Raw genomic sequence first — 14757 nt, 5'->3', positions numbered from 1 at the left:
GCTCTGAGCAAGTTGTCTGGTTAATTGAGATGGTAACTGGATTTACGTCCTACTGTACTAATCTAAATAAATCAATTCATCAGGGGTTTGACTATTAGACATCTCAATAAAAGACGTAGAGACGTAGCATTGCTACCTCTCTACAAGGTTTTCGGGTGACGCATATTTAATTTCTGGAGATGTCTATTGTATAATCGGGTTTATGAGTCAACCCTGCTTTGCTCCTCAGTGTAACAATTGAAGGCGGTTGAACTATGCTAGAAATTCCGGAATATCAAATTTGGACAAAAATCCATGAAAGTGGTAATTCACGGGTCTATCGGGGAATTCGGGAACGGGATACTTTGCCTGTAATCTTCAAGATTTTGAAGAAAGACTACCCCACTCCAGAGGAAATCACACGGTATAAGCTTGAATACGAAATTACGCGCTGCTTATCATTAGAAGGTGTTATCCAGGCTTACGGCTTACAGCAATATCAAAGTACTTTTGTGATTATTCTGGAGGATTTCGGGGGGGAATCTTTAACAAAAATTATAGCTACAAGAGGGTTTTCCTTAATAGAATTTCTGAAGTTAGCCGTGCAGATCACTACAAGTTTAAGTGAAATTCATACTGCAAACATAATTCATAAAGACATAAATCCATCCAATATTGTTTTCAATCCAAAAACACAACAGCTTAAAATTATTGACTTTGGAATTTCAACTGCCCGATCGCGGGAGACATTAACTCTCAAAAATCCAACAGTATTAGAGGGAACATTAGCTTACATCTCTCCAGAGCAAACAGGTAGGATGAACCGTTCTCTGGACTACCGAACTGATTTTTACTCTCTAGGTGCTACCTTTTATCAATTGTTGACCCATCGACTGCCCTTTGAATCTAGTGATGCCCTAGAGTTGATTCACTGCCATCTGGCTCTGAAACCCGTTCCACCCCATGTTATCGATCCAGAAATTCCGGTGATAGTTTCAGAAATTGTCCTGAAACTATTAGCTAAAACAGCAGAAGAACGCTATCAAAGTGCGTGGGGAATTAAAACTGATTTAGAACAGTGTCTAATTCAGTTACAACATACGGGCAGAATTGAGCCCTTTTTGTTAGCACAACAGGATATTTCTGATAAGTTTCATATCCCGGAAAAACTCTATGGTAGAGAAAAGGAGATTGAGACATTATTAGGTGCGATCGCTAGAGTAGCAGCTAAGAAAGTTAATCGGGAAAACTCAATTTTCCTACATCCCCGTGGTGACTTGTTTTCTTCTCAAGTTGAAATGATGCTGATAGCAGGATACTCCGGGATTGGCAAGTCAGTATTGGTGCAGGAAATTTATAAACCCATTACCCAACAACGGGGGTACTTTATTGCGGGCAAATTTGACCAATATCAGCGCAATATCCCTTACTTTGCGATCGCTCAAGCCTTTGAGTCACTCATCAAACAATTACTGACTGAAGAAGATGTAAAACTGTGTCAGTGGCGAGACAACCTCTTAGCTGCCCTTGGCTCAAATAGTCGCGTTATTATCCAGGTAATTCCAACATTGGAATTAATTATCGGTAAGCAACTAGACGTACCAGTTTTACCGCCAACAGAATCCCAAAATCGCTTTAACCAAGTCTTCCAAAATTTCATTCGCGTTTTTACCGAGTCAGAACATTCACTCGTCATCTTTTTAGACGATCTCCAGTGGGCAGATAATGCATCGCTGAAGCTGATTCAACTGCTAGCTACCTCTACCGAGAAACAATCGTTGTTATTGATGGGGGCATACCGGGATAACGAGGTGAATACAGCTCATCCCCTGATCCAGATGGTGGAGGAAATTCGCCAAGCTGGAGGAGTAGTGAACCAACTTTCTCTCGCAGCATTAAGCCTACCTAATATCAATCAACTAATTGCCGATACATTGCACTGTCAACCAGAGAATTCCCTGCCCTTAGCGGAACTCGTGCAACAAAAAACTGGTGGGAATCCCTTTTTCATCAATGAATTTTTGAAATCTCTATACACTGAAGGGCTAGTAGAATTCGATCGCCAAACCAAGAAATGGCAATGGTCGATAGAACTAATTCGTAATCGGGGAATTACCGATAACATTGTGGAATTGATGGCAGGCAAGATTCAGAAGCTCAACGAAAAAACACAGCAAGTGTTGCAGCTATCTGCCTGCATTGGTAACTCTTTTGATCTGGAAACCCTGGCATTTGCGGCTGAACTATCTTAACGGGAAACCGCGCAAATTTTAGGAGTGGCGATCGCTCAAGGGTTGATTTTGCCCATGAGCAATGCTCACAAATCCGTTGTATTGGATGTGCCACTCCCTAGCAACCCTGCCATTGAATATAAATTTGCTCACGATCGTATTCAGCAAGCAGCTTATTCTCTGATCCCCGAATCAGAACGGCGAAATGTTCATCTGCAAATCGGCAAACGACTGCTCCAGAAAGCTTCTGCTCAACAGCGAGAGCAAAATATCTTTGACATCACCAATCAACTCAATTTAGGTAAAGAGTTAATTAAAATCCAGCCAGAGCGCGATGAACTGGCTCAACTAAATTTGATCGCAGGGGAAAAAGCGAAAGCTTCTACAGCATACAATTCTGCTTTAAAATACTTCCAAATTGGTTTAGATTTGTTGGCAGATAATTGCTGGCAAACTCAGTATGAATTGGCTCTAGCTCTGTATAGTTTGGCAGCAGAAACAGCTTACCTAAATGGCGAACTGGAGCTAATGGAGCAATTAGTAAGCTGCGTGCTAGAAAATACCAAATCGCTGGCAGCCAAAATTAAAGTTTATGAGGTAAAAATTCAAGCCTATGCCGGACAGATGCAATTTCTAGAAGCTCTGGCGATCGGTCTTCAGGCTCTAGAGGAATTAGGCCTACATCTGCCAGCTGCACCAACTCCAGAGGAAATTCAGCAAGCATTCTCCAATACTGCCCGCACCTTGCAGGGTAGGCGGGTGGAAGATTTGTTTGATCTACCAACCATGACGGATGCAGTTGCTCCCCTCAGCATCCGGTTATTAGCAAATTTGATGGCCCCAGCCTACCAAGCAGCCCCGGCGCTATTTCCGCTAATCATTCTGGAGATGGTGAATTTATCAATTAAGTACGGCAATCATGACCTTTCAGCCTTCGCCTACGCCGCCTACAGTAACATTCTGGGTAGCGTGCTTTTAGACATTGAAACGGCGTATCAGTTTGTGCTGTTGGCACTGAAGTTACTAGAACAATCCAGCAACTTACCGATCCGTTGTAAAACCCTATTCATGGCCAACACCTCTGTGCGGTTTCGGAATGTTCACCTCAAAGAAACAATTAAACCATTACAGGAGGCTTACCAAATCGGCATTGAGACGGGAGATTTGGAATTTGCCGCATACAGTATTTTGCACCACTGCGACCACTGTTTTTTTACAGATATGCCCCTGCCCGAACTGGAACAGAAACTAGAAAGCTACATCCAAGTACTCACCCAACTGAAAGAATCTACTAATGCCAATGCACTCAAAGTTTATCAACAGACAGTCTTGAACTTGATAACAACATCTGCAACTCCCGAAGTTTTGATCGGTGAAGCTTATGATGAGTCGCAAGAATTACCTTTGCTACAACAAGCTAATCATCATAAAGGGTTGTTTTATCTTTACTTCAATAAACTGTTTCTTTGCTATTACTTCGAGAATTTTCTCCAAGCCGTTGACAACGCCAATCAAGCAGAAAATTATCCGGATGGGGGCAGATCAAATGCTGTTTTCCCCATCTTCTATTTTTATGATTCCCTAGCGCGACTGATGCTTTATTCGCAGGTGAATCAGAAAGAGCAGGCAATGATTCTTCAACGGGTAGCCGACAGTCAACAGAAGATGCAACTTTGGGCACATCATGCCCCGATGAATTATTTACACAAGTGGTATTTGGTAGAAGCAGAAAGACATCGAGTATTGGGTGAGGTAGTAGCAGCAATGGATGGCTATGATCGCGCCATTACCCTGGCTAGAGAAAACGAATACCTCCAAGAAGAGGCTCTGGCAAACGAACTAGCAGCCAAGTTTCATCTGGCAAATCATCGGCTAACCATCGCCAAAGCTTATTTGCAAGAGGCAAGGTACGGTTATTTAAGGTGGAGGGCAACTACTAAAGTCCAAGATTTGGAAAGACGCTATCCCCAACTACTAGAACTGAGAACAGAAAGAACCGGAACACGTCAACTTGACACTACACAATCAACTTCCAGTAAGTTAGAAGCACTTGACCTAGAAACGGTGTTGAAAGCTTCCCAAGCGATCGCCAGTGAAATTCTCTTAGATAAACTCCTGGCAAAACTGATGACCATATTGATTGAGAATGCTGGGGCGCAGACGGGTTATCTAATTTTGTCAACACAGGACGAATGGCGGGTTGAGGCAATGGGGTCGATTGGCAATAAGACAGTAGCCGTTTTGCAATCAATTCCCCTGGAATCGATCTCAGCAGACAGCATTCCTTATTTGCCAACTGCCCTGATTAATTACGTGGTTCGCACCCAAGAAAGTATCGTCCTGGACAATGCTGCTCAATTCGGCAACTTTCAATCTGAACCCTGGATTGTGCAGCACCAATCGAAATCAATTCTTTGTGCCCCTCTTTTGAACCAGGGAAAACTGACTGGAATTGTCCTTTTAGAAAATAATCTCACCACCAGCGCCTTTACCCCAGATCGAATTGAAATCTTCCGTTTACTTTCTACTCAGGCAGCTATTTCCATTGACAATGCCCGTCTGTTGAAGCAGGAGGAAGAACTGAATCAATCTTTACGGGCCGAAATTGACGAACGCCGAAGAGCAGAGAAAGACCGCGATCGCCTGATCGCCATCCTAGAAGCATCCACCGATCATATTGGCATGTTTACTCCCCAAGGTAATGTTTTTTGGAATAACATTCAAGCCAGAAAATTGGCAGGCATACCACTGGATGCAGACATTACCACCATTACCATCCCCAACTATCATCCCCAGTGGGCATTAGAGATTATTCAGAATCAAGGCATTCCGGCAGCTATCCAAAATGGTAGCTGGGTTGGTGAAACCGCGTTGTTGGACGGTGATGGCAGAGAAATTCCGGTTTCTCAAATGATTATTGCTCACAAAGCCACAGATGGCAGTTTGGAATATTTTTCTACGATCATGCGCGATATCAGCGCCCTGAAAGCGGTAGAGGCAGAAGTTCGTCAACTGAATACTGAGTTGGAAGAACGGGTAATACAGCGAACTGCCCAATTGCAATCTGCCAACAAAGCGTTAGAGGCTTTTTCCTACTCTGTTTCTCATGATTTACGGGCCCCATTGCGGGCGATCGTTGGTTTTTCTAGAATGATGCAAGAAGATTACGGTGAGCAACTCGATGCGGAAGGCAATCGTTATCTGAAAATTGTGCGAGAGAATGCCAAACGCATGGGTGAGTTGATCGATGATCTGTTGAACCTATCCCGCCTAGATCGTAAGGAAATGTCTCGGCAGCCCGTCTTGCCAAATGAGATAATTCAACAGGTGCTGAGTGATTTAGCCTCAGATTTGGAGGGTCGTCAGATTGAGTTTGCGATCGCTGATTTACCTATATGTCAGGCTGACCCTTCACTGCTTAAACAAGTTTGGATAAATCTGTTATCGAATGCGATTAAGTACACTCGTTACAAATCCCCTGCATATATTCAAGTAGGTTATGAGGTTATGGATGGGGAAGAAGTGTATTTCATTAAAGATAATGGAGCAGGATTTAATATGCAATATGCCGATAATCTGTTTGGGGTATTCCAACGCCTGCACCGCGAACAAGATTTTGCAGGTACAGGGATCGGACTTGCGATCGTGCAACGCATTATTCAACGCCACGGCGGGCGCATTTGGGCCGAAGCAGTGGTCAATCAAGGTGCGACTTTTTATTTCACCCTTCAAGGGTAAACTAACCCATGACTGATCAACCCACTGACCCATCTTTGGAACAACCAATTTCCATTGTGTTAGTTGAAGATAATCCTACTGATGCAGAACTAACTATCCGAGCATTACGTCGCGCTAGAATTAGCAATCACATTCAACTGCTCGAAGATGGAGCCGAAGCCCTCGATTTTTTCTTTTGTCAGGGGGACTATGCCCACCGTAGCATGACGAATCAACCCAAAGTCATTTTGCTGGATTTGAAGCTGCCAAGAGTAAGTGGATTAGAAGTTTTACGGCAACTCAAGTCTGACCCACGCACACAAATGATTCCGATTGTGGTACTTACCTCTTCTGCTGAAGACCAGGATATGATTGAGAGTTACCAGCTTGGGGTGAATAGCTATATCGTCAAACCTGTTGATTTTGAACAATTTAACCAAGCAGTCCAACAGCTTGGTTTTTATTGGGTTTTATTTAACCGATCGCCAGTTTCTTAAATCAATAAATGCAGTTGCAACTTAATTCTAAGTCAGAGCTACTGCTGGTTGCTGCCAGCGTCCCACCGCTTTACCAATCACTGCTAATTCTTGCATCAAGCTATCGAAACGATCTGGTGTGAGAGATTGGGGCCCGTCCGATAAAGCTTTGGCAGGGTTGGGGTGAACCTCTATCATCAGGGAATCTGTACCAGCTGCGATCGCAGCCATCGCCATTGAAGGCACAAACTCAGACCAACCTACGCCGTGGCTGGGGTCAATCATAATTGGCAGGTGAGTCAGCTTTCGCAACACTGGCACTACTGATAAATCCAGCGTATTTCGCGTATACTGACGGTCAAAGGTGCGTATTCCCCTTTCACACAAAATCACATTGGCATTGCCAGATGCCAGAATATACTCGGCTGCCATCAACCAATCTTCAATAGTAGCCGCCATTCCCCGCTTCAACAGAACTGGTTTCGGCTGCGCTCCCACTTTTTTGAGCAAGGAGAAATTCTGCATATTCCTGGCCCCCACCTGAATTACATCAGCAATTTCGGCAATTTTATCTAGGTCAGCAGCATCCATCACTTCTGTAATAATACCTAGTCCGCTTACTTCCCGCGCCTTTGCCAACAAATCCAAAGCACTCTCGCCGTGTCCTTGGAAGGCGTAAGGTGAAGTCCGAGGTTTGTATGCGCCGCCGCGCAAAAATGTAGCTCCAGCTGCCTTGACGCGCCGTGCTGTTTCCACAATCATTTCTTCATTTTCTACGGAGCAAGGCCCGGCAACGACTACCAAAGGCTGATGTTCACCAAATACCACCGCTCCATTGGGAGTATTAACTACAACTTCCGAAGCTTCGCCGTGGCGGTACTGACGGCTGGCTCGTTTGTAAGGCTGCTCTACCCGCAACACTTGCTCAATCCAAGGGCTAAGTTCTTGAATTTGTAGTGGATCTAAGCTAGCAGTTTCACCTACTAGACCAATAACTACTTTGTGTTGACCAACAATTTTTTCTGGAGTTAGCCCCCAGCTAGTTAGTTCCTCATCAATGCGGTTTATTTCCGCCTCTGGGGAACCACTTTTCATTACTATAATCATGTGAAAGTTCCTGATTATTAATTGAGTAAAATTTTCTTAGGACTTACGCACACTCTACGAATTCTTCTCTACGAGACGCTGCACGAAGGCGTTCTTGGCGTCTTGGCGGTTCGATAAATTAAGCTTTTCGGCAATTTTTGCGTAAGTCCTGTTTCTGTAAACGGATTAGCTTTATTGTTGCTTATTAACCTAATTACGAATAGTTAAAAATAAAATTTATTTACAAGATATAGCGCTCAGTCAGCATATTTACTGCTCAATAACTAGATATAGAGTATAAAAAAGACTATATAATTTTGATTAGCAATGTTGAAGTTAAAATTTTATAACTTCAACATTCACTTCTTTATTTACCCAATACCTGAGTTATCTAATACCTGAGCGCCGTTAATTATGAGTCTTTCTGCCGAGTTTCGCGCCAAACTGCCACCATTCGTCCCCAATTGGTGTTGAACTCACCCAAACCCAGCAAACTTCCAACTCTTTCTTCATCCCAAGAGGCAGAAAGAACGCCATAAGTTATCCCTAATACCCCCAAACCAAATAATGCCATGTTCACTAATAACACGGCAATGGGAGGTAGTTGGATCTTGGAATAGATAGCAAGCAGATAGCTGACAACCAGGACGCTAATACCCAAAGCTGTTGGTACACCACAGAATCCAGCTACCCGGCGGATCATGCGCTGGCTGACTACTTGGGGAATAGCCATCTCTTGTTTGGTGTAAGACCGTTTTTTATCAGCCTGTTTGCCAGATTCTTGTGGCTGTGCTGCTGGTTTACTTTGAGTTTTTGCGGGCTTTTGGCGCTTTTTGTTTGGTTCAAAGGGCAAGCGACTGCGTTCAGATTCTTCAGCAGACATAAGCGATAATCCCTATCCACGAATACCGAGACGAGCAATCAAAGCTTGATACTTTTCCCGGCTTTCCTGCGATATATAGGCTAAAAGACGCTTGCGCTGACCAATTAGCTTCAACAGTCCCCGCCGGGATGAATGGTCTTTTTTATTTGCCTGGAGATGTTCGCTGAGGCGGTTAATGCGCTCAGTTAGCATGGCAACTTGGACATCGGCCGACCCAGTGTCGGTTTCGTGAACTTGGTAGTTGGAAATTATTTCTTGTTTCCGCAGTTGCGTCAGAGCCATGATCGATTCAATTTCTAGTTTTTCTAAATGTATGTAGCAGTCTCCCATAATATCACAGCCATCAAGGTGGATGTAGAATCATCTTTGCTACTGCACCTTACACTATAGGAGACTAAGTAGATCAAGAGCCATCCAGTATCCTCTGGTAGTAGATGCGCTACTAAATCAGATTAGACTTCAAAAGAGCGATCGCATTATTTGCAATTAACCTGTCTTCTGTTATTTTGAGAAAATAAAAATAATCATAGGTTTGTAGTTTGGGTTAAAGCGCAAACTATAACAGTCTCTAAATATCAATCATTTCTTCACAGACTACAACTGCTCAACAAATATCTTGGTTGTATAGCTTGGCAAGTTAGTGACTAAACCATCTTCTCCAACTTTCACCTCCGAATTCGCGATCCAATCTCGCCAGTATTGAGCGGATGGGAAGCCTAAAATTTTATATTCATTTAGATTCTGGTCAGAAAAATTTGCCACGACAACTACACGAGAATTCTGCTCATCCCAGCGAGTGTAAGCTAACACTTTATCATCGGTATTTTCGTAGAAAAACTCGATATTATCACTTTGCAAAGCTAGATTCTGCTTGCGTAGAGCAATGATTTTTTGATAATACTTAAATAAATTACGATTCTGGTCGCCTGATAACAAAGACCAATTAATCTTCTGTGGCTTAGTTACATCTTCGCTTTTTTGCTGATATTCGCCAAACTCTTCTCCCATCCACAGCATTGGTATACCCAACGCTGTCATTAAGAGAACGGCTGCTAACTTCGCTCGCTTAAATGCCTCTGCGTCAAAGATACCGCGATCGCCTAATTCTCGCAATAGACGTTCGCGATCGTGGGTTGCCAAATAATTTATCACATTGGTAGCAGTTGCATAACCCTGCTGTTTAGGATCTAAAATTTGCTTTAGTTGTTTTAACTCAAATGCTTCTCCACAAATATATGGAACTATAAAGTACCGAAAACTCTCATGCCAACAAGCATCTAATGGTCCATCTGGCTGGACTACAGCTTTTGTATCAGGAATATGTTCAGCAATATTGTAAAACTGCTTGGGTGCAGCATGGTTTTTTCCTTGCTTCGCCAGCCAGTCTAAAAATTCAAAGTTAGCCAATTGGCGCACCGCATCAAAGCGGATTCCATCAATGTGATACTCCTGAATCCAAAATTGCACTACATCCCCGACGTATTTCCATGCAGGTTTAACATCTAATTTTTCATCATAATTATCATAGTTAAACTCTGGCCCCCAGTAATTATCTGGATCTTCAGGATAATGCATGTGTTCGTAATACCAGTAATTCCGGTCAATCAGTATTAACGGGCATTCTTCATCTGTGTGGTTATAAATTCCATCCATAAAAACGCGAATGCCTCTAGCATGACACTCATCTATTAATCGCTTTAAATCTTCTGTTGAACCATAACTAGATTCTGTAGCAAAGAAGTGGCGCACTTTATAGCCCCAATTATAGTTACCAGGGTACTCATTAACTGGCATTAATTCAATTGCATTAACTCCCAATTCGACTAGATAATCTAACTTGGCAATTATTCCTAAATATTTGCCTCGTTTATCAAACCCAACTTCATCTCCAGAAAAATCTGCAACGTGCATTTCATATATGACTAATTCACGATTTTCAGGCAATGGTTTTTCGTCGTGTCGCCAAACATAAGTGTCAATAATGCGTTGCCCATTTTTAATCCGCACTATGCTGTACTTTTCTGTTTCATTAACATCTGTTGCTTGAGGATCAATAACGTCTACCCACTCATCAAGTGTAAAATTTGGGCTTTTACTTTGAATGCGAAACTTATATTGATAAATTCCATCTTCAAGTTTTACTTGAGCGCGAAAATAACCATCTTCACTTTTTACCATTGGGATTTCTTTCCAATCAGAAAAAGACCCAATTAAAGCTGTTTCTTTATTACGAGGAGCAAACAACGTAAATTCAATTAAACTTCTCATTTATTATATCTTCCTGTAGTAATATGTATCAATAAGTATAAAAATACAAAAACTAATTAAGTAGACAAGAACAAATCAAACTATATTACGTAACGTAAAAGTAACTAGATTTTTTCCTAGTAAGAGTTTCATTCATTACTACAAACCTTAAATTTTTCATAACCACTTACTTACCCCAAAGATAGGGTTAGCACCTGCTCAGTAAATAGACCTTTTTCAGACCTTTTGAGAGGTTACTTGCTTGCAAATGGCTATACATCTATCTTTAGTTAGTTTTGATTAAAATAAATATCATTTTTTTAACTTTGCTTAATTTTGAGTTTTTTATAAGACAGAAGACTTATTCTCTGTTACTTCAGTAAACGCCTCAAACCGACCATTAGGTGTCCATTGAATAGCCCCATCTCGCCCTGTAAAAAACAATTTCGTTTGACTTTGGTTCAATTCCGATAAGAATTTTGTATCAAAGTTAGCAGAAGAAGCGATCGCTACTTGTGGTTGCAGAGCAATAACTAAATCTTTTAATGACTGAGGGGCACACCATAACACTTGTGTACGAGGTAAACTGCCACTTTTAACTAGTTGCTGTACCTCTTTAGATTTGATATTACCTACTAATAACCAATTCTGATCTAGAATTTGCAATTGTAAAATAGGTAATTGTTCGTTGATTAATTGTACCACTATAGAACCCGTTTTCACAGCTTGACCAACTGTTAACGGCTGGTAATATCCCTGATATTTTTGTAACTCTTGTTGAATTGCCTGAGTTGTAATAGAATTTTCTGGTTTGGGTGAATATTCATAAAAATTCTTGATAGGTAAACGTTGCAGTAATTCCAACCAAGCATTACTTTCATTTCCTTGGAAGTCAGTTGCGATCGCCCAATTAATTTGATTTACACCTTGTTGTTGCAAAAACGGTAAAATTGTAAAACGTCCTGTCCCTTCATCACCACTATTAATTACAGTTACTGTCCCTCTATCTTGAATAACTATAATTGGTTCAGTACCAGATTCTAATACCGTTATCCTAAACAATGTATTTGTGGAATGCCAAAGAGGGATTAATACTAAACCAATGGCAATCACATTAGCAAACCACCACCGCTTCTGCCACCAAGGTACTAGCCAAACTAATAGAATCAGTGTATAAATCGCCAGAAGTTGCCAAATAGATATGCTGCCTATAGCAACAGAATTTCCCGGCAGCTTGCTAAAAAACTCTACTAATTTAATTAGCCAATCAGTAGGGTAATGTAATACCGCAGCTAAAAAACTTCCAGCCTGAGTCCAAATTAAACCCACTAACGCACTAATAATTCCACCTATACTAATTATCGAAATTAAGGGAGTACTAACCACATTCAGCAACAAACTATAAGATGGTATAACCCCAAAGACAAAAAGTTGCACAGGTAAAGTCCAAATAGTAGCAGCTAGGGGAACAGCAATCAAAGCAGCGATCGCAGGTGGTAGCCATGCTAGACGATTGACTAATGCGGGTACTGTTACGATTAATCCCAGTGTTGCTAAAAAACTCAATTGAAAGCCTAAATCCCAAATCCATAAAGGATTAAATACTAATAATAAAGTCGCTGCTAATAATAATGAGCCGAACTGTTTTACTTTTCTTTTTAATAGCAAACCAACTAATGCCGCAAAACCCATAATTACGGCTCTAAGAACCGCAGGTTGAAAACCTGTTAAACTCAGAAAAATGATTAAAGCTAAAAAACCAAGGGTAAATTGCGTTCCTTTACTTGCCCGCCTCGTTAGCTGTAAAATCACACTTAAAATCAAAGAAGTTTGGAACCCAGAAGCTGCTAAAGCGTGAGCTAATCCTGCTTGTACAAATAAGTCGCGGATATCATAGGGTAAATCAACTGCTTTGCTTCCCAACACCATAGCACTGACAAGAGGCCCTTCAGGGATACCCAACCAACGAACTTGCGATCGCACAATTCGTTCCTGAATTTGCCACCATCCCCATTTTCGTTCCTGTTCTAAAACATTTATTTGTCGCCCAATCAAACCAGCAAAGGTTCCTTCCTGCTTGAGAAACTTCTGAAAATCGAAACCACCAGGATTTGAAGCCGCCTTTGGTTTGTACAAAATCCCAGTCACAGCAATTTGTTGACTAGGGTATAACCCAGTAGCCTGAAGTATAGGCACTGTCACATACAATTTACCTGTAACCCCTTTTGGCACACCTGCTGAACCTTTGTCATTTTTGACTTCATCTAGCTGAGTCGTTTCCAGCCAAAATTGTCCACGTTGACTACGAGTCAAACGGGGATTACTCACCACTTCGCCACGAACAATTACAAGTTGTTCTTGATTATTGCTATTTCCAGGTGGAACGAACTGACTAATATCTTTTGCACCTGGTTGCGGCACTCGCCATTGAAAATATAGAGTTGCCAATAATCCTACCAAGCCAGCAGCTATCCATATTCGAGGATGGGGATTAGTTTGCCAAGTATTAGGTACTGCCTTATTTTTGCTTCCAGTATTTTCTGGTTTCTGAGCAAGTTGCCGTGAACTGGTGCGTCTTCTAAAAAGGATTGCTCCCACTATCCCCAGAACCAAAATCCATATACCACCCCAAGGAACTGCTGTAAACAGCAACCCAAAAATGTAGCCAAGACAAATAATGACACCACTGGTTTGAATCATAAAATTTTTTGTAAAAGCACCTAACAACCCAAATTTGCGGCTGACTTAAAAATAGCTAGGGCAACAATATAGAAAATCGGCATTGCTGAATTTGGCTATGAAATTCAAAAATAAAATATTCCAAATACTTATTATCTGCGCTTGAAGCGCCTATGCGTGAGTTTTTCATCTCTTTAATCAGCAACAGCGAACAAATCTTATCGTTGTAGTGAAATATAGTCCATCAAGTTTACACAAAAAAACCCGCACAGGCGGGCCTTATCTTGTAGCTTTAGTGTTCTAGATTCAACATTTAACCGTATTTTTGTCCTTTAGCAAAAGCCGCATCATAAAGATATACCTAGCTTAAACCTCAGCAGAGCATGGATAATTGGCAAAACTATACGTACTTACCATACGGAAAAGCAAAGCGCCTATGCGTTCATTTTGCGTTCTTCTGATTTTAAAACCTTACGTTTTTACGCAAAGCTGTACTTAGTTCGAGTAGCCGCACCCTTCATCATATTGGGCTTCCTGTTGAACTTACAGTATCTTTGAGCAAAGGAAAACCCAATTTCTCCCTTTGCTCAACATATAAATGAGCTACCTTTCTAGCTAAATGTCGAATCCTGGCAATATAGCGAGTTCTCTCCGTTACCGAAATCACACCTCTAGCATCTAGCAAATTAAACGTGTGCGAACACTTCATTACATAATCTAAGCTAGGTAAAACCAATCCTCGCTCCGTTAATTGGGTAGCTTCCTGCTCATATAAATTAAATAGTGTCAGTAGCAACTCAGGATTCGACGCTTCAAAGTTGTATGTACACTGCTCAATCTCACTTTGCAGGAAAACATCACCATAAGTAATGTTGTCTGTCCACTGGATTTTTGTAAATGCTTCTACTTGCTGGAGATACATTGTAAGCCGCTCTAACCCGTATGTAATCTCAATTGACACTGGACGACAATCAATTCCCCCACACTGTTGGAAATAGGTAAATTGAGTAACTTCCATCCCATCTAACCATACTTCCCACCCAGTGCCCCAAGCTCCCACCGTCGCATCTTCCCAGTTATCCTCTACAAACCGAATATCGTGGTCTTCAGGACGAATACCTAAAGCCCTTAATGAATCAAGATAAATCTCCTGAATATTATCTGGCGACGGCTTGATTAGAACTTGATACTGATAATAGTGTTGGAAACGATTGGGATTTTCGCCATATCGTCCATCTGTAGGGCGACGACAAGGTTCAACGTAAGCAACAGCCCACGGTTCCGGCCCCAATGCTCTTAAAAATGTCTGCGGATTCTTAGTACCAGCCCCCTTCTCTATATCGTAGGGCTGCGCTATGAGACAACCGCGATCGCCCCAAAACTGATGCAACAAAGCTATAACGGATTGAAAATTCACACTTCCCCCTTAATAATCGACACAGTGCATAAACCATTGTTG

9 protein-coding genes are annotated in these 14757 nt (G+C 41.7%); 3 read left to right on the top strand and 6 right to left on the bottom strand.

The features are described from left to right. Positions 1–254: 254 nt before the first annotated feature. Genes RMZ43_RS30445 through RMZ43_RS30435 form a run of 3 tightly spaced genes read left to right on the top strand, consistent with a single transcriptional unit; the run spans position 255 to position 6424 of the window. Positions 255–2231, top strand: coding sequence for an ATP-binding protein (locus tag RMZ43_RS30445; RefSeq protein ID WP_322654953.1), 1977 nt, complete (start codon positions 255–257; stop codon positions 2229–2231). A 24-nt stretch (positions 2232–2255) separates the two neighbouring features. Next, a complete protein-coding gene (locus tag RMZ43_RS30440) occupies positions 2256–5948 on the top strand; it encodes an ATP-binding protein (protein WP_322654952.1) in 3693 nt (1230 codons plus the stop codon). An 8-nt stretch (positions 5949–5956) separates the two neighbouring features. Continuing rightward, positions 5957–6424 carry a response regulator gene (locus RMZ43_RS30435; RefSeq protein WP_322650570.1) on the top strand — a complete coding sequence of 156 codons (468 nt, stop codon included), beginning with the start codon at positions 5957–5959 and terminating at the stop codon, positions 6422–6424. A gap of 27 nt (positions 6425–6451) precedes the next feature. Here RMZ43_RS30435 and aroF read toward each other — a convergent pair whose 3' ends face one another. The 6 genes from aroF to glyQ form a co-directional block, all read right to left on the bottom strand. Continuing rightward, the gene (gene aroF, locus RMZ43_RS30430; RefSeq protein ID WP_322654951.1) at positions 6452–7510 is read right to left on the bottom strand and encodes a 3-deoxy-7-phosphoheptulonate synthase; all 1059 of its coding nucleotides are present in this window, start codon (positions 7508–7510) and stop codon (positions 6452–6454) included. Between the two features lie 391 nt (positions 7511–7901). After that, complete coding sequence (locus RMZ43_RS30425) at positions 7902–8372, bottom strand: PAM68 family protein (RefSeq protein WP_322654950.1); 471 nt, start codon at positions 8370–8372, stop codon at positions 7902–7904. A gap of 12 nt (positions 8373–8384) precedes the next feature. Then, positions 8385–8654: a 30S ribosomal protein S15 gene (gene rpsO, locus RMZ43_RS30420; protein ID WP_041565894.1), complete on the bottom strand. Its 270-nt coding sequence runs from the start codon at positions 8652–8654 to the stop codon at positions 8385–8387. A gap of 312 nt (positions 8655–8966) precedes the next feature. Beyond that, complete coding sequence (locus RMZ43_RS30415; RefSeq protein ID WP_322650573.1) at positions 8967–10640, bottom strand: alpha-amylase family glycosyl hydrolase; 1674 nt, start codon at positions 10638–10640, stop codon at positions 8967–8969. A 324-nt stretch (positions 10641–10964) separates the two neighbouring features. Continuing rightward, positions 10965–13319, bottom strand: coding sequence for a ComEC/Rec2 family competence protein (locus RMZ43_RS30410; protein WP_322650574.1), 2355 nt, complete (start codon positions 13317–13319; stop codon positions 10965–10967). A gap of 499 nt (positions 13320–13818) precedes the next feature. Further along, positions 13819–14715 (bottom strand): glycine--tRNA ligase subunit alpha, encoded by an 897-nt coding sequence (gene glyQ, locus RMZ43_RS30405; RefSeq protein WP_322650575.1) that lies wholly within the window; start codon positions 14713–14715, stop codon positions 13819–13821. Between the last annotated feature and the right edge of the window lie 42 nt (positions 14716–14757).

This window comes from Nostoc sp. CmiVER01 (assembly GCF_034531135.2).
In the GTDB taxonomy this organism is placed as follows: domain Bacteria; phylum Cyanobacteriota; class Cyanobacteriia; order Cyanobacteriales; family Nostocaceae; genus Nostoc.
Note: the sequence above shows the minus strand (reverse complement) of the source record. Positions and strands in the feature narration are given on the sequence as shown.

Bases quoted from the DNA above. Each gene is read 5' to 3' on its own strand.
- RMZ43_RS30445 (WP_322654953.1), top strand. From the start codon at position 255: ATGCTAGAAATTCCGGAATATCAAATTTGGACAAAAATCCATGAAAGT.
- RMZ43_RS30435 (WP_322650570.1), top strand. From the start codon at position 5,957: ATGACTGATCAACCCACTGACCCATCTTTGGAACAACCAATTTCCATT.
- aroF (WP_322654951.1), bottom strand. From the start codon at position 7,510: ATGATTATAGTAATGAAAAGTGGTTCCCCAGAGGCGGAAATAAACCGC.
- RMZ43_RS30425 (WP_322654950.1), bottom strand. From the start codon at position 8,372: ATGTCTGCTGAAGAATCTGAACGCAGTCGCTTGCCCTTTGAACCAAAC.
- rpsO (WP_041565894.1), bottom strand. From the start codon at position 8,654: ATGGCTCTGACGCAACTGCGGAAACAAGAAATAATTTCCAACTACCAA.
- RMZ43_RS30415 (WP_322650573.1), bottom strand. From the start codon at position 10,640: ATGAGAAGTTTAATTGAATTTACGTTGTTTGCTCCTCGTAATAAAGAA.
- RMZ43_RS30410 (WP_322650574.1), bottom strand. From the start codon at position 13,319: ATGATTCAAACCAGTGGTGTCATTATTTGTCTTGGCTACATTTTTGGG.